The sequence below is a fragment of the Sphingomonas albertensis genome, from assembly GCF_014358075.1.
GTDB classification, from domain to species: domain Bacteria; phylum Pseudomonadota; class Alphaproteobacteria; order Sphingomonadales; family Sphingomonadaceae; genus Sphingomonas; species Sphingomonas albertensis.
The window spans coordinates 24938-40093 of record NZ_JACONT010000005.1 but is presented as its reverse complement, the minus strand read 5'-3'; the positions used below and the strand labels follow the sequence as shown (position 1 = coordinate 40093).

Genomic DNA, 15156 nt, shown 5'->3' with positions numbered 1-15156 from the left:
CCTTTTCATCCCGAAAACCTAATCCCATTGAAAATAAACGATTTTCCTAACCGGGATTATCTCGGTCATTGGTCATAATCTGATTATAGTAATGTTAGGGTAAAGGTTAGGCCAAAAACCGCAGAAATCCGCCGATGTTAGGCAGGTTAGGGTTTTCCCGCGCCCTACTTTATATTCTGCGAGCCGCCCCCTGCTCGTGCTTTCGAGTATGGAATGCCACTAGATCTTCGAGAAAGAACGCTCGTAAAGTTCGCTGTCGACGTCGCTTGTGAAGCGACGGAAGCGGCTGGCACCGTGCGCGGGGATAGCTCAGCCGTTCGGTTGGCCTTGCGCGTACTACCGCCGCACTGCCCTGAACGCCCATATCCGGACACCCGGGCATGCGATCCAAGCTCCCTATAAAAGCCACTCGTTCAGCGCATCTTTCTCGGTTTGGAGTTGCCCAATATGCCCCAACCTGCTGCCCCAACTTTCACTGTCCCATGAAAGTCGTCGTGCAAACTAACTTAAATCAAGTTCTGTTCGGCAACCTATGGTATAAATCATAAATTGCTGACCGATCGCGGCCCTTGGCAACTGAGAGACGCAATGCTCCCGCCAATATACGGGAACCCTGTTTTGATCTCGGAAATTGACCCTCATGGTCTGATTGCGAAAAGCCTATCGGCGTATTCGCGGATACAAGTTTTTGACAGCGAAGCTTTAGGCCGTCTGAAAGCTCGAACAAAAACGTTTGAGTCGGGAAGCTACGTATTCAGGGAAGGCTTGTCATCTTCCGACTATGTGTTTGTAATATCGGGCTATCTATTTCGTCAAAAGCAAACATTGGACGGTTATCGACAAAATGTATCGCTGATAATTCCCGGAGACATGGTTAATCCGGAAAGCAGATTTGTGAATAGTTTGGACTACAATGTGGTTTGTGCAGAAAAATCGAGCATCATCTACGTTCAAAGATCCGAGTTTGAAGAATTAATAGATTCACACCAATCCATTCGGTTGGCTTTGGATCTAAGAACAATTGCGGAGTCGCGACAACTGCGGGAGTGGTTGTTGAATATTGGTGGGCGTTCCGCACGGACTCGTGTAGCTCATTTTTTGAACGAATTTGCCGCCAGGACTAGGTTACGGGGCTTAAGTGATGGGTTGCGTTTTTCCTTACCTATGTCGCAGGAGCAGATGGGGGATAGCGTCGGAATCACACCTGTCCACGTTAATAGGTCTATCAGGTCGCTAGTCGAAAGTCGCTTAATCAATCACGCCAACCGAAAATACGAAATAATTGATCTCGACGGCTTTAGGCAAGCTGGTCAATTCTCGGAAAGGTTTCTTTTGGTCGATGATTTGCCTCATTAATTTGCCATGTGGTGGATACCATGATGGCCGACGTTCGACGAAAAAACGCCAGTAATGTGTTAACTGCGTTCGGCCGGTCCCTGGACCCATCGAAGACGGCGCCATAGTCAACCGACTTGATCCAGATTAATCCTATATTGGTAGGGTCATCTCGCTTTCTTAATCTAGGTTATTTCCGGTGCTCACGGTACATGTCGGAATACTAGATAGGAGGCCGGGGATGACGTTCGACCAACAGGAAAAATTGAAAGCGCTCCTGCTGGAAGCGCTGGTCATAGCCGACAAAATGGAAGGGCGTGGTGTTCTCGCCCTCTACATTGTTCAGGCACTAGATACCCTGACGCCCAAGGTTCGGCGTTAAGCGGTTTAATGTCCGTTATCGCCGCCTGCCTCACGATAAGAGGACGGTCCGTTTTCCTTCCCGTTCCTTCCATTCTACTATCGCCCCGTCTCAGCGGTTCCGCCATGTTCGCGCAAAGATCGGAGATTGCTCTACCTTTCTATCAGTTTTATGAGGCGATATCGGTACGTCTGGCCTGGAGCACGGTGCCGATGGAGGCACCTGACGTGTCTTCGCTCAACATGGAGCGAAACCATGTCCGAAGTAATGGGACGCGCTTATTTCAACGCTCGCGGTGCTAAGGCGCTTCAGTTGGCTCGAAAAGCAAAAGACTCGCAAATAGCAGAAATTTACCATCGGATGGCGAAAAGCTATTTCGAACTCGCAGAACTCGCGCCAGAGGAAAGCTCGCTGCCAACTCTCTCCGCTGAGCAGTTAGGTAAATCCCAGTGAAGTTGGATATAGAACCTAAGATTTTACGTGTATCAGTTGGGGGTAATGTAACGATAGGTGCTAGAAAGTTGCTGCGTGATATATTCTGCCGCTCAGTTGAGCTTGGTTATTATCCTACAGCTTGGTCGCTTCGAGTCGGCTTCGTTGAACTGATGCAGCGAGATGCGTACTTAGTGTTAGGATACATACCAGCCAGGATCGACAGTTTCATGGGGCTGCCGATAACCATATCCGGCTCGGGTTTGCAAAATCGCCTCATAACGGCGACCGGCAGTATGGCCGTTCCAGAACTTGAAGACGTTCCGCGGACTAGATCGTATGCCAACGATTGAATTGCGAAGTGGCTCACCGGCCTTAGCGTTTCAGACCCGGCTCTGAAGCCGTCTGTCAGCTATTGCCATCCGGCTTCCCGAAAGCGGAAGGTCCGCTTTCCTTCCCATCCCGGCCATTCCGATTACGCCCACACCCGGACGTTCCGACCGGCAGCTCGCAGACCCGAAAGCGGACATTCGTTCATCGCCGCTATCACTGATGCAAGAATCAAGAGTTCTGCATCAAGCAGTGGTGCAAAGCAGCCGGTCAGCTGACGCCAAATCCTTGCCCTTTTTTGCGTTCACGAAATCTCTTAAGAGCGGTCGTTTGATAGGGAGACGCCGGCAGTGTTTGGCAGGATCTTTAGCTCGGTTTTGATGATGATGGCTTCGCCCATTGGCGCGGCACAACCACCCTTGCCATCATCGACCGGTGCGCCGCTGCTACGGGTAGCAAACGGAAGGCTAGACCATGTGTTCAGCATCCCATTCACGGGCAACCCAGTCGTCGTATCGATGATCAATGGGCTTGAGTCACCGACGGTTGCTCGGACCTCGGACGGTGGCGGGATCAAGATCGTGCTGGACGATGCAGGGCCTTTTCCAAGCAAAGTGACTGCGGTGAAGGTTATCAAGAACGCAGGCGTAGATGCGAGCCAGGTGATTGACCCGCTACGACCGCCCTCCACAATGCCGCACCGCCCCGGATACCGATTGGTCAGTACTTTTTGGGTGCCCGGTAAAAACAGCTATCTTGCTGCTTGGCGCAAACTGCGCTCAGATGAGGGCAGTTTGACCTTTGAGACTGAGAGCGGTCAAGCTGGCAAACCCATGCTCATTGCCACGTCCGGCAGCCCTATTCTTGGCGCAGCTGTACAACTTTCTGTTCATAGTCCGGACCTGACGATTGCCGTATGGTCCAAGGGGAGCGCCGCTGGTGATGTGGTCGTTGGCATGTATCGTTGGACAGACCACAACTGGTAGTCGTCAGAGCAAACGGCAGTTTGCAGGTATGGGCAACCCAAAACCCGCCAGCCCACAGGTCGCCATTTTTACCGTTCGTGATGCAAAAACTCACGGATTTCGCATCAGCTCAAAAACGGCAGGAAACTGAGGGCTCCAGCCAAGCAAAATACTGATGCATCTAGGATACCCGTTCAGTGGTCGATTTCCTGGGGTGTGGCCTCCAAAGCGGACGGTCCGCTTTCCTCCCCAAACCAGCCGTTCGTTCGACGGCAAGAAACGGCTTCATGCCCGGACTGTTGGCACCTGTGCGATGTCGGTTGTCCACGCCGGCGATCGCATCTCCGATCGCATTTTCCACTCGCGCTTAAACCCCTGCGACGCAGTCACTGCCGTCCAAGTGCCAAATCTGCCGTTGATCGCATCGAGCGCGCTCATCAGCCGGTCACGCTTTAACGTGTCCTCCTCAAACAGCGTTCGCGGCCGTTCATCCTCTGAAAGAAGATCGTCGAGCATGATGCCGGCCTTCGTATAGGCGTAGCCATCGCGCCATGCTTTCTCGGCGCCGCGCCTGGCCGCCGCGATCAGCTCAAGGCTGTCGTTCGTCATCGGATGCAACGTCACCATGCGCGATGCACCGTACTGGGGCCGGTCGGGCTTGTGCTTGTTCGTGTGGAAGAACGCCGTTAGGCGGGCCGCAACCAACCCGTGTGATCGCAGCTTCTCGCCAGCCCGCAGCGCGTATTGCGACAGCGCTCCCATCATCTGCTCGAAGTCGCAGATCGGCGTACCGAACGATCGGGTGACGGCCATGCCCTTCCGGCGCGGCTCGACTGCCTCGACCGCGTTGGACGGGACGCCGCGCAGTTCGGCAACCAGACGCTCGAGCACGACGGTACCGACGGCACGCGCCTGCTTAATCGGCATGTCACGAAGCGCCCCAGCGGTGTGTATACCGAGAGCAGTCAGCTTGTGTGCCGTCGCACCGCCCACGCCCCACACGTCTCCGACCGCGAAGGCGTGCATGACATCGCGCCGTACGTCGTCGTCCCGGAGATCGGCCACGCCAGCGAACTGCGGGTCCTTCTTAGCCACAGCATTCGCGAGCTTCGCCAGCGTCTTGGTGTCGGCGATGCCGACGCAGGTGGGGATCGTCGTCCATAGTTGGACCTGGGCACGCATCGCATTGGCGTGGACGACGAGATCGCGCCCTTCGAAACCGGCAAGATCCAGGAACGTCTCGTCGATCGAGTAGATCTCGAAGTCGCGGGCGAAGGACTCGCAGGCGGCGATCACCCGGCGCTGCATATCGCCGTACAGCGCATAGTTCGACGACCGCACTTGGATGCCGTGCTGTTTCACCTTGTCGCGCAGGTGGTGGATCGGATCGCCCATCTTGATCCCGAGCGCCTTGGCTTCCGCGGATCGTGCGATCGCACAGCCGTCATTATTCGAAAGGACGATGACCGGCACGCCTACAAGACTGGCGTCGAAGGCGCGTTCGCAGGATACGTAGTAGTTGTTGCAGTCGATGAGGGCGATCGGCGTGTTCATGCCATTTTGCGCGCAACGCCGACGACCGTACCCCAGATCTCAACATGTTCGTCCACGAGGATGTCGGAAAACCCTTCGGCCTCGGGGACGAGCCAGTGTCGGCCATCGATATAGCGCAGCCGCTTCAACGTCCGATCACCATGCACTAGCGCCACGACGATCGCGCCGGTCTTCGGCTTCTTGGCGCGGTTGACGACGATCAGATCACCATCGTTGATCCCGGCGCCAGACATTGATTGGCCATCGACCCGCATGATGTAGCTCGCGGCTGGATGCTCGACGAGCCAAGCCCCCAGATCGATCGGTTCCTGCATGTCGTCCTGCGCAGGCGAGGGAAACCCGGCCTGCGTATGGACGAGGAAGAAGGGCACCTCGCACGGCACCAGTTCGAACGCGACGTCGTGAAGCCGTAGCGCATCGTTAGGGCGGTTCAGCGGGACGACGACCGAGCGATCTCGATTTGTCGCAGACACGGTCTAAAGGATCGCCGCGAAGAAGAGCTGATCATGCTGGGCGGCTAGAACCGACTGGGCATCCTGGGCTGCGCCAACGGCTTGGCGGTACTCTACGGTCCCGAACCGCTCGGCCTCGTCGAAGCTGAATTGCACCGTGGCAGCAGGTGGATAGACGTTGTCGTATATCACGCGGGCAGCTGCTCTCAGCCGCAGATCGTGCTCCATTTCGTTGCTCCGTCAGTATCGAGTCGCCGGTCGTGGCGTGTCCCTAGCTAGGCCTGATCCAGATTGATTCGCAAGAACATTGCGGGAACATCAATCTGATGCGATGAGCAGGCCGACGATACGAAGGACAGGATGATGGCCGACTACGACGACGACCAGCAGGAGCCCAAGCCCGCGTTCGGCCAGTGGCTTATCACGCAAAAAGACCGAAGCGATCTGGTCGGTCAGCTCGCGGCCGGAGCCGTTGCCGATCGCCGCTTTCCCCGCAACGGGAATCCGGAAGCGGTGCGTAAGCATCTCAGCGCCATGCAGGCCGAAGGGGATATGTTCGCCGCGGTCGACGATGCCGAGTCCGACTGGTTGTCCGCTTGATGCAGGACGCTTGGCAGCAGGCTTTCGCGCTGATGGCTGATCATGGGCAGCTGGGTGCGTGCCAGTTCGTCGCGTCCGGTATGCAGAAGACGCCACCAGGGCAGCCGTAGCAGTACCGACAGTGGGAGGTTTCAGCTGACTGCCTGAACGCTGTAGCAGATGCCGGTCGGACGAAGCACTGATCCGAGTGGTTCGATGATCGCGCTTGCACCAGCGTCGACGTCCTCTTGCACGGTCACGCGCGTACATGACGGCGACGGACCGATATGGTGCTCGAACGGCGTCAAGGTCCGGATTGCCGGCGTCCAGGCGCCCGACTTCGAAAGCGCATCGCCTCGTCGCGCGGCAGACCCGAGGCGGGTAAACTATCGCTGTAACAACACGGCGGCGCAGCGAAGCCAGCAGATCATCGAACGTCTGGTCCTCCGCAGAACGTTGACATGTGAGGCGACCGGTAAGAGCTACAGCCGCGTTGTGTCCCGGTGCACGCTGCCGGACGGAAGGTCGTTGTCGTGTGCTGCGATCGCGTCCGGGGCGGCGGTTCGTTGGGATCGATACTGCGTCAGTATCGCATGGGTGAGTGCCGCTAACTTCCCCTCTTAATAACACCGCGGTATCGATCGTTATGGCACGTGCGCAAAAGCTAAAAGTTTATCGGACGGTTGCAGGCTTCAACGACGCGTATGTCGCTGCCCCCAGTCAGAAAGCTGCTTTGGAGGCTTGGGGCAGCGAGCGGGACCTATTCGCGCGAGGAATCGCAGAGCTCGTCACAGACCCGGCACTGACCGCAGAGCCATTGGCGTCGCCAGGCGTGGTCGTGAAGCTTTCCCGGGGCACGACTGCCGAGCAGATCAAGGCCATGCCGGCCCCCGAACCGAGAACAACACATCGAGGTGGCTCGGATCACACCGAAGCGTCCGAGCAGCCACGGAAACCAAAGCCGGCACCGAAGCCGAAGCCTAGCAGCGCCAAGCTCGAGGCGGCGGAGACTGCGCTGGAAACAGTGACGGCCGACTACGCCGGCAGGATGAAGGCGTTGGCGAGTCGGGAGGCGAAACTGGCGCGGGAGCGGCGCAATCTCGAAACGCGGCAGCACGGCGAGGTGGGGGCGGCAGAAGCTGCCGTCATAGGGGCGCGTCAGGCATACGACGGAGCATTGCGACAATGGCGAAAGTCAAAAAACAACTCCTAGTTCGTCGCGGCCGATGTTCATGTTTGACGTCCAGACAGTCGCCACCTGGTCGCGATGTCATCGGCAAAGCCGGTACAGACGGCCGCCCGCAAGCCGATCTCTACGGACGAAGCCTGACCGCGCAAAACTATTCAAGGTTACCGCACCGCTAACCCTCAATATCCGGAACGATCATCTTTCGACACCGCTTCTAGGGGCATCTGCAACCCAAGACATCGACAGGAATCATAATGAGCACGAACCTAGTATCTGCCGTTTTCGATAATCATACCGAAGCAGAGCGCGCTGTATCCGAGCTTCGCGCCGCAGGTGTCAATGACAGCGCCATTTCTGTCGTAGCTCAACATGATGGGAAGAACACGGCTACCGACGGCAGCGGCAACGACACGCAGGAGTTTGTCGGCAAGGTCGCGGCTGGTGCTGGCATTGGCACTCTCTTGGGTATTGCTGCCCTTGCTATCCCCGGGGTCGGTCCGTTGGTTGCCGCGGGGGCAATCGCCTCGGCCGCTATCCCGGCTGCTGCAGTTACCGGCGCGGCTCTTGGCGGCGCTGTGGGTGGCCTCGAGAAGGTGATGACCGATCACGGCGTTAGCCGCGTTGATGCCAGCTACTACGAGGGTCGCATTAACGAAGGTGGTGTGTTCGTGTCTGTTGATACAAGTGCAGCGGGCATTAGCGCAGAAGATGCCGCCGATGTGCTGTATCGTTCGGGCGGACATACCTCGACGCGCACTAAGGTGACGATGGCGTAACCGCCGACGTCCTTAAGTTTGCATCCAAAAGGGGCGTTCCGGTGACGGGACGCCCCATTTTGTCCTGACGTTTCCGTTCCGGTGCAGGAGGGAAGTCGCGCTTGCCGGCGGCGACCGCCCATTTGCAGACATTCAAGGTGCATGTGAAAGTAGCGTCGATGGAGGGTGTCTGTGACTGTATCGGCCAGTTCTCGAGCAGCTAATCTCGGCCGCTCGCGTCTAGCCCTTTGGGCTATCCTTGGAGTCTTAATCCTCCTTCCGGACATCGCGATGTTGTTCACCGACGAGGTGCGTTGGACAGGTGCCGATTTCATTGCGGCTGCCGCCATTTTCGCCGTTTTCGCCTGTGCGATTGAGCTAATTGTTCGGTTCGTTGACCGGTCGGTTTCACGGCTGGCTCTCGTTTGTGGAATAATATTAGCTGCCTTGGTGATCTGGGCCGATGGTGCAGTCGGCATCCTCTAGCTTGTTTATCGGGACGGCGACTTTCCTTCCCTTGTCGGACGCTCGGGGTATCCGCAGCGCGGCCACTTGGACCCCCAAACTAGATCGGGAGTTTTACGTAACCTATGCCCCCCCTTGTGCCCACGCAAACCGTAGCTACCCGCGCGTTTCGTGTGTTTGCAATGGGCCTAAATCTCAGCAAATGGCGGGAAAGATGGCGCCCCCGGCGAGATTTGAACACGCGGCCTACGGTTTGGGAAACCGTGCCTTTCTCGCCCTCTGATATCCTGCACACATCCGAACCAAATATGGGTTGAGCAAAGGGATCCAGTCATCTTTCCCAGGATGCACGGGACGGCGCAAGCCGGCGCGCTCCCCCGCGGTCCCTGGATGAAGAACATGTTGGGTTCAGGGCCTTTGGGGGCTCGCTGGCGCTTCAATCTGCGGACGCCATAGGCGTTCCTCTTCTAATTAGATCTTACAGGGCCTCTGTGTGACCGCTCGGCGGATTTGCACTATCGACAGAAGCACGGACGCGGGCGAGGATGGCGCGCAACTCGGGACTTTGCACCTCGGCAATCACGTCATCAACCGTTGCGGCGTCCAGCTTCTTCTGGCGTGCCAGCTTCTCAGCAACCGCGCGGACGAACTCGCTTGGCTTGCGAAGCATGCGGCGCACACACTCCCGCACCGTTGGGGGTTGTAGCAGGATGAAGGCGTTGGAGATTTGCTCGCTCTGCTGCTCGTCGGGCTGGGCGCCCTCGATCGGCACGCATCGCCGGATCCAGTCGAGGAAGCCGCACGCCTTTAAGCGCGCGACGGCTTCGACGACAGCACTACGCGATCTATGAATTTTGTCGGCTATCCACTGATAAGTCGGATCGAGCCGGCCATCCTTACGGCCTCGCAGCCGAAGAAGGCAGCGCAGGACATCGAGGCCGATCCCACCTAGGGCACCGTTGCGCTTGCCCGGTAGCTTGGTCTCATGCTCGAACGCTTCTGCCGCGCGCATACGCGCGTTATGCTCGGTCTTTGGAAATGTGTTGTGCGTGCGCCAGAGTGAAACCTCGGCACCACCAGCGTTCTTACTGTGACGGCGAACATGCGAGTTCGATCGCGCGCGATCGCGGACTCCCGTTGTGATCTCGCTAAAGGAGCGGGCGATATTGCCCGCGCCGGAGGATGCGCGGGCGGACGTTGCGAAGGGCAGTGAATTCGACATCTTGTCGGCTCCCGAAGGAAGTCGATGGCAAGCATTTGGCCGGCGCTGATGCGTCCGGGCGAGTGCTGTTGCGATGAGCCTGAGGGCTCGATGTCGGTGATTTCCAGCTCCGGTGCGGTTCCGGTGCAGTCCGCTTTTGGTAACGGAATTCTGCGGGCTAGAAGCAGTGGGCCTCAACCGTTTCCCGAGCAAAAACGTTGGAAGACCGGGCTAACGGCTTCGTTCGTAATGCGGGGGTCACAGGTTCGAGTCCTGTAAGCGCACTATTTAGACCTTATAAACTGATTGTTTATGCCACGGTCCCGAGTTGGTCGTTGCACACCGATGTCGCGCACCCTCCGGATCACCTTCAATCTGTTTAAATTGTGCAATTTCACAGGCAGCACTGTGGCACCCGCTACTTGACCGGTGGACGGATCGAAGACGCTGCCTTCGGCGCTGCCCCACCGGGCGGGGTGGCCCCACGCGGCGGAGCCAACCGCTATTACCATATGAAAAAATGGTGCTGCCGGTGAGGATTGAACTCACGACCTCAGCCTTACCAAGGATGCGCTCTACCACTGAGCTACGGCAGCACTCGCTGGCATCGCTGCCGGCGGAGTGGGGCTAAGAGACGAGGGCGGGGCGATTGTCAAGCGGTCCCGCCAAGATGTAGGGCGTATTTATGGACGATCGGGATCGAAAGGCGGCGGAGAAGGCCGAGCGCATGGCCGCCGCGCTGCGCGAGAATTTGCGGCGGCGTAAGGCGCAGGCGCGTGCCGTCGGGGCTGCGCCTGCGCCTCGGGACAAACCTTCTAACTGAGAGGCGCGCACTTTGCCGCGAGCCACGCGCGATCGTCTGCGTCGGTCATTTCCGGGGTGAGGACCGCCAATACCTTGGCATGATAGTCGTCGACCCATTGGCGCTCTTCGGCCGTCAGTAGCGCCGGCACGATCAGCGTGCGTTCGATCGGGCAGAAGGTGAGCGTCTCGAAACCGAGCATTTCGCGGTCGGCGCCGGGGATCGTGCGGGGTTCGATCAGGATCAGGTTTTCGATGCGGATGCCGTATTCGCCAGCCTTGTAATAGCCGGGCTCGTTGGAGAGCATCATGCCGGCGCGCAGGGGCTCCATCGCTGCGCCACCGGGGTAGTTGGGTGCGGCGATGCGTTGCGGACCCTCGTGGACTGCGAGGTAGGCGCCGATGCCGTGGCCGGTGCCGTGGCCGAAATCCAGGCCTGCTTCCCAGAGAGGACGGCGCGCGAACGCGTCGATCTGGCCGCCCATCGTGCCGTCGGGGAAGACCGCGGTGGCAATGCCGATATGGCCCTTCAGGACGCGGGTGAAGCGGTCGCGCATTTCTGCGGTCGGTTCGCCGATCGGCATCACGCGGGTGACGTCGGTAGTGCCGTCGGCATATTGGCCACCGGAGTCGATCAGGTAGAGCTGGCCGGGCTCGATCGGGGCGCTCGACTCTTCGGTGACGTGGTAATGCGGGATCGCGCCGTGCGGGCCGGTCGCGGAGATCGTGTCGAACGAGGTGTCCTTGAGCACGCCGGTCTCTTCGCGGAAGGCGAGCAGCTTGGCGGCGGCGGAGAGTTCGGTCTGGCCGCTTTTTACGCATTCGGTTTCGACCCAGCGCAGGAAACGGGCGAGCGCGGCGCCGTCGCGGGCGGAGGCGGCGCGGTGGCCGGCGATCTCGACCGGGTTCTTGATCGCCTTGGCGAGGACGACGGGGTCGCGCAGGGGGAGGATCTTGGCGCCGCCGGCTTGTAGGGCTTGCGTGATCGCGGCGACGGCGCGCTCGGGATCGGCGGCGACGCGCTTGCCGGCGTAGGTGGCGAGGGCGGCGGCGAAGGCGGTGCGGTCGTGGAGGCGGACGGCGTTGCCGAGATGCTGGCGGACCGCGTCGTCAAGCTTGTCGGGGGCGACGAACAGGTCGGTGGTGCCGTCCGCGCTCACGATCGCGTAGGAGAGCGCTACGGGCGTGTGGTCGACGTCGTCGCCGCGGACGTTGAGCGCCCAGGCGATCGAATCGAGCGCGGTGAGGACGACCGCGTCGGCTTTGTGCTCGGCCAGCCAGTCGGCGATCGCCGCGCGCTTCTCGGCGGAGGAGGCACCGGTGAACTGGTCGGGCTGGACGGTCAGTTTTGCTGGCGAGGGGGCGGGGCGGTCGGTCCAGATCGCGTCGATCGGGTTGGCTTCGACCGCTATGAGTGTTGCGTTGCGTTCGGCGAGGGCGATGGTGGCGTCGGCGACCCAGGTTCCGGTGTGGAGCCAGGCGTCGTAGCCGATGCGGCCGCCTTCGGGGGTGTGCTTTGCGAGCCACGCGGCGGGGCTGGTCTGCGGCACGGGTTCGTACGCCCAGTGCGCGCCGTCGACCTGTTCGCGGACCTGGATCGTGTAGCGGCCGTCGGTGAAGATCGCCGCGCGATCGGCGAGAACGACGGCGGTGCCGGCCGAGCCGCCGAAGCCGGTAAGCCAGCCGAGGCGCTGCGCGTAGCCGCCGACATATTCGCTCATGTGCTCGTCGGTTAAGGGGATGACGAAGCCGTCTAGGTTCGTGCTGGCGAGTTGGGTGCGAAGGGCGGCTAGGCGGTCGGTGTGGGTCGGCATGTTGGGGTCTCTCGTCGGTCGATGTCGGGTGATGCGGGGGTTCTGCCAGAAAGGGGCATCGCAGGACAGCGTGGGGAGGGGGGGACACTTCCCAAGGGGCGAGGAGGGCGCAATCGAACGGTGCTCCTCCTTGTTCTCCCGCGAAGGCGGGAGCCCAGTCTGGGTCCCCGCCTTCGCGGGGAAACACATTTCGTGCACATTCGCAGAACTAGCCGCCACCACCCCGGCGGAGGCCGGGGCCCAATTGGGGGACGATGGTAACGGAGGACTGCGCGCAGTTACTGCGACCTTTCCAATTGGGCCCCGGCCTTCGCCGGGGTGGTGGCATTGTGATGGTGGCATTGCGGGTGGGGCGCACTCTTCCTCAGCCGCTCGCCAACGCCACAGCGTTTGGCATCCACCCCCCGCCCCGCTAACACCGCTGCATGACCACGCCCCCTATTGCCGCACAGCGCCCGCACAGCTTCACCACGCATGGCGTGACGATCAAGGATCCCTATGCCTGGCTGAAGGATCCGAACTATCCGGAGGTCGATGACGCCGACGTGCTGGCGTATCTGGCCGCCGAGAATGTGTATTTCGAAGCGCAGATGGCGCCGCATAAAGCGCTCACCGACACGATCTACGAAGAGATGAAGGCGCGCATCAAGGAGGATGAATCCTCGGTGCCGCAGAAGGATGGCGATTGGTTCTACTGGACCGCGTACGAGACCGGCGGGCAATACAAGAAATGGTGGCGGAAACCTGTCGCGGGTGGTGACGACGAGCTGTTGCTCGACGAGCCGGCGCTGGCGGAGGGGCATGAGTATTTCCGGCTCGGGGCGTTCTCGATCAGCAATGACGGGCGCTATCTCGCTTATGCGATTGACGACAATGGGAGCGAGCGGTTCGAGGTTCGGGTCAAGGACCTGGATACCGGCGAGCATCTGCCCGACGTGATCCCGGGGATGCTCAGCGAGATCGTCTGGACCGCGGACGATGCGGGCTTCCTGTACGGGCTGGCGAACGAACAGTGGCGGACGGACAATGCGCGGTTCCACCGGTTGGGGACGCCGATCTCCGAAGACGTCGTGCTGTTCCACGAGGAGGACGAGGGGTTTCGCGTCGGCGTCGGCGAGACGAGTTCGCGGAAGTGGATCGTGATCGCTACCAGCGACCATGTGACGACCGAGCTGTATCTGCTGCCTGCGCACGAGCCTTTGGCGGTGCCGATCCTCGTGTCGGCGCGGAAGGTGGGCCGCGAATATGATGTGGACGAGCATGACGGGACGCTGTTCATCCATACCAACGACGTCGATCCGAATTTCCGGCTGTGCACTGCGCTGGTCGAGGAGCCGGATGCGTGGAGCGAGCTGATTCCGGCCTCGCCGCATTTCTATATGACGGGCGTGGAGTGCTATCAGGACTTCTTCGTGGTCGACGGGCGCGAGGATGGCCTCGATCAGATCGCGATCCACCGGTACGAGACGCCGACCGAGGGCAGGCGGATCGACTTTCCCGAGGCGAGCTATGTCGCCGGGCTGGGGGATAATCCCGAGTACGACATGACGGTGCTGCGGCTCGGGTATGAGTCGATGGTCACGCCGGGAACGGTGTACGACTATGACGTCGATACCGGTGAGCGGACGATGCTCAAGGTGCAGGAAATCCCGAGCGGGTACGACCCGGCGAAATATGCGACCGAGCGGCTGAAGATCGTTGCGCGGGACGGGACCGAGATTCCGGTTTCGATCGTGTATCCGGCGGGGTTCGTGCGCGACGGGTCGGCGCCTTTGTTCCTCTATGCGTATGGCGCGTACGGCTATGCGATCCCGCCGGGGTTCTCGACCGGGCGGATGAGTTTGCTCGATCGCGGGTTCGCCTATGCGATCGCGCATATCCGGGGTGGCGACGATCTGGGTCAGCAATGGTATCTGGATGGCAAGCTGGAGAAGCGCGCGAATACGTTTAACGATTTCGTCGATGTGGCGAAGGCGCTGGTCGACGCGAAGTGGACGTCGGCGGGGAAGATCGCGATCGCGGGGCGGTCGGCTGGCGGCGAGCTGATGGGGGCGGTGGTCAATTCCGATCCCAAGCTGTGGGGCGCGGTGATCGCGGACGTGCCGTTCGTCGACGTGCTGAACACGATGCTCGACGAGAGCCTGCCGCTGACGCCGGGCGAGTGGCCCGAATGGGGCAATCCGATCGAGGACGAGGCGGCGTTCAAGCTGATCCGGTCGTATTCGCCGTACGACAACGTGAAGGCGCAGGACTATCCGCCGATGTTCATTTCCGGCGGGCTCAACGATCCGCGTGTGACCTATTGGGAGCCGGCGAAGTGGGCGGCCAAGCTGCGGTTGATGAAGACCGACGACAATGTGCTGCTCCTCAAGACCAACATGGGCGCGGGGCATGGCGGCAAGTCGGGGCGGTTCGAATCGCTGCGGGAGGGCGCGGAGGAACACGCGTTCGTGCTGTGGCAGCTGGGCGTCGCGGGGTGAGCCGGTTCACGCTCTCGATCACGGCGCAGGACGCGGATATCGACGAGCTTGGGCATGTGAACAATGCGGTCTGGGTGCAGTGGATCCAGGCCATCGCGACCGCGCATTGGGAGGCTGTGGCGCCGGCCGAGCACAAGCTGGCGTATGTGTGGGTCGTGACGCGGCATGAGATCGATTACCGCGGGAGTGTCGTCGCGGGGGAGACGGTCGTTGGTGAGACCTGGGTTGAGGGGGCGCCTAAGGGGGCTCGGTTCGATCGGCATGTTCGGTTTTTGGGCGGTGATGGGAAGGTGAAGCTTGAGGCGGTGACGACCTGGGCTTTGCTGGATCGGGGGACCGGGCGGTTGATGCGGGTGCGCGAGGATGTCGCTGCGCCGTTTTATCCTCCCCGGAACGGGGAGGGGGACCGCGACGCGTAGCGGCGGGGTGGAGGGGGCGTGCCC

The 15156-nt window shown here is 60.3% G+C and carries 16 protein-coding genes and 1 tRNA gene; 11 read left to right on the top strand and 6 right to left on the bottom strand.

Annotation, left to right across the window (positions count from 1 at the left end):
- Window positions 1-618 precede the first annotated feature (618 nt).
- The 4 genes from H8S47_RS03785 to H8S47_RS03770 all read left to right on the top strand — a co-directional run bounded on the left by H8S47_RS03785 (window position 619) and on the right by H8S47_RS03770 (window position 3444).
- On the top strand, window positions 619-1356 hold the full coding sequence (locus H8S47_RS03785) for a Crp/Fnr family transcriptional regulator (RefSeq protein ID WP_187502594.1): 738 nt from the start codon (window positions 619-621) through the stop codon (window positions 1354-1356).
- A gap of 220 nt (window positions 1357-1576) precedes the next feature.
- Entirely contained in the window at window positions 1577-1717 is a 141-nt protein-coding gene (locus H8S47_RS03780; RefSeq protein WP_156348902.1) for a hypothetical protein, read from the top strand.
- 234 nt (window positions 1718-1951) lie between these two features.
- Window positions 1952-2149 (top strand): hypothetical protein, encoded by a 198-nt coding sequence (locus H8S47_RS03775; RefSeq protein WP_187502593.1) that lies wholly within the window; start codon window positions 1952-1954, stop codon window positions 2147-2149.
- A gap of 659 nt (window positions 2150-2808) precedes the next feature.
- Complete coding sequence (locus H8S47_RS03770) at window positions 2809-3444, top strand: hypothetical protein (protein WP_187502592.1); 636 nt, start codon at window positions 2809-2811, stop codon at window positions 3442-3444.
- A gap of 264 nt (window positions 3445-3708) precedes the next feature.
- Here H8S47_RS03770 and H8S47_RS03765 read toward each other — a convergent pair whose 3' ends face one another.
- Genes H8S47_RS03765 through H8S47_RS03755 form a run of 3 tightly spaced genes read right to left on the bottom strand, consistent with a single transcriptional unit; the run spans window position 3709 to window position 5657 of the window.
- A complete protein-coding gene (locus H8S47_RS03765; protein ID WP_187502591.1) occupies window positions 3709-4977 on the bottom strand; it encodes a Y-family DNA polymerase in 1269 nt (422 codons plus the stop codon).
- Window positions 4974-5450: a LexA family protein gene (locus tag H8S47_RS03760; protein WP_214654922.1), complete on the bottom strand. Its 477-nt coding sequence runs from the start codon at window positions 5448-5450 to the stop codon at window positions 4974-4976. Before H8S47_RS03760 ends, H8S47_RS03765 begins: the two co-directional genes overlap by 4 nt.
- A 3-nt stretch (window positions 5451-5453) precedes the next feature.
- The gene (locus tag H8S47_RS03755) at window positions 5454-5657 is read right to left on the bottom strand and encodes a hypothetical protein (protein ID WP_187502590.1); all 204 of its coding nucleotides are present in this window, start codon (window positions 5655-5657) and stop codon (window positions 5454-5456) included.
- Window positions 5658-5792: 135 nt separating this feature from the next.
- On the opposite strand from H8S47_RS03755, the gene H8S47_RS03750 reads away from it, so the two are divergent.
- The 4 genes from H8S47_RS03750 (at window position 5793) to H8S47_RS03735 (ending at window position 8438) form a co-directional block, all read left to right on the top strand.
- Entirely contained in the window at window positions 5793-6029 is a 237-nt protein-coding gene (locus tag H8S47_RS03750) for a YozE family protein (RefSeq protein ID WP_187502589.1), read from the top strand.
- A gap of 580 nt (window positions 6030-6609) precedes the next feature.
- A complete protein-coding gene (locus H8S47_RS03745) occupies window positions 6610-7221 on the top strand; it encodes a hypothetical protein (protein WP_328805417.1) in 612 nt (203 codons plus the stop codon).
- A 230-nt stretch (window positions 7222-7451) separates the two neighbouring features.
- The gene (locus H8S47_RS03740; RefSeq protein WP_187502588.1) at window positions 7452-7973 is read left to right on the top strand and encodes a hypothetical protein; all 522 of its coding nucleotides are present in this window, start codon (window positions 7452-7454) and stop codon (window positions 7971-7973) included.
- A 270-nt stretch (window positions 7974-8243) separates the two neighbouring features.
- A complete protein-coding gene (locus tag H8S47_RS03735) occupies window positions 8244-8438 on the top strand; it encodes a hypothetical protein (protein ID WP_187502587.1) in 195 nt (64 codons plus the stop codon).
- Window positions 8439-8895: 457 nt separating this feature from the next.
- Here H8S47_RS03735 and H8S47_RS03730 read toward each other — a convergent pair whose 3' ends face one another.
- Entirely contained in the window at window positions 8896-9639 is a 744-nt protein-coding gene (locus H8S47_RS03730) for a hypothetical protein (RefSeq protein ID WP_187502586.1), read from the bottom strand.
- 500 nt (window positions 9640-10139) lie between these two features.
- Window positions 10140-10214: transfer RNA gene (locus tag H8S47_RS03725), tRNA-Thr, on the bottom strand.
- Window positions 10215-10303: 89 nt separating this feature from the next.
- Here H8S47_RS03725 and H8S47_RS03720 point away from each other — a divergent pair.
- A complete protein-coding gene (locus H8S47_RS03720; protein ID WP_187502585.1) occupies window positions 10304-10441 on the top strand; it encodes a hypothetical protein in 138 nt (45 codons plus the stop codon).
- Here the strand turns inward: H8S47_RS03720 and H8S47_RS03715 are convergent.
- On the bottom strand, window positions 10434-12233 hold the full coding sequence (locus H8S47_RS03715) for an aminopeptidase P family protein (protein ID WP_187502584.1): 1800 nt from the start codon (window positions 12231-12233) through the stop codon (window positions 10434-10436). The two genes, H8S47_RS03720 and H8S47_RS03715, sit on opposite strands and share 8 nt — an antisense overlap.
- A gap of 425 nt (window positions 12234-12658) precedes the next feature.
- On the opposite strand from H8S47_RS03715, the gene H8S47_RS03710 reads away from it, so the two are divergent.
- Both H8S47_RS03710 and H8S47_RS03705 read left to right on the top strand, forming a co-directional pair.
- Window positions 12659-14713, top strand: a complete 2055-nt coding sequence (locus tag H8S47_RS03710; protein ID WP_187502583.1) for a S9 family peptidase — start codon at window positions 12659-12661, stop codon at window positions 14711-14713.
- Window positions 14710-15132, top strand: coding sequence for an acyl-CoA thioesterase (locus H8S47_RS03705; protein ID WP_187502582.1), 423 nt, complete (start codon window positions 14710-14712; stop codon window positions 15130-15132). The genes H8S47_RS03710 and H8S47_RS03705 overlap by 4 nt, the downstream gene beginning before the upstream one ends.
- The last annotated feature ends 24 nt before the right edge of the window (window positions 15133-15156 follow it).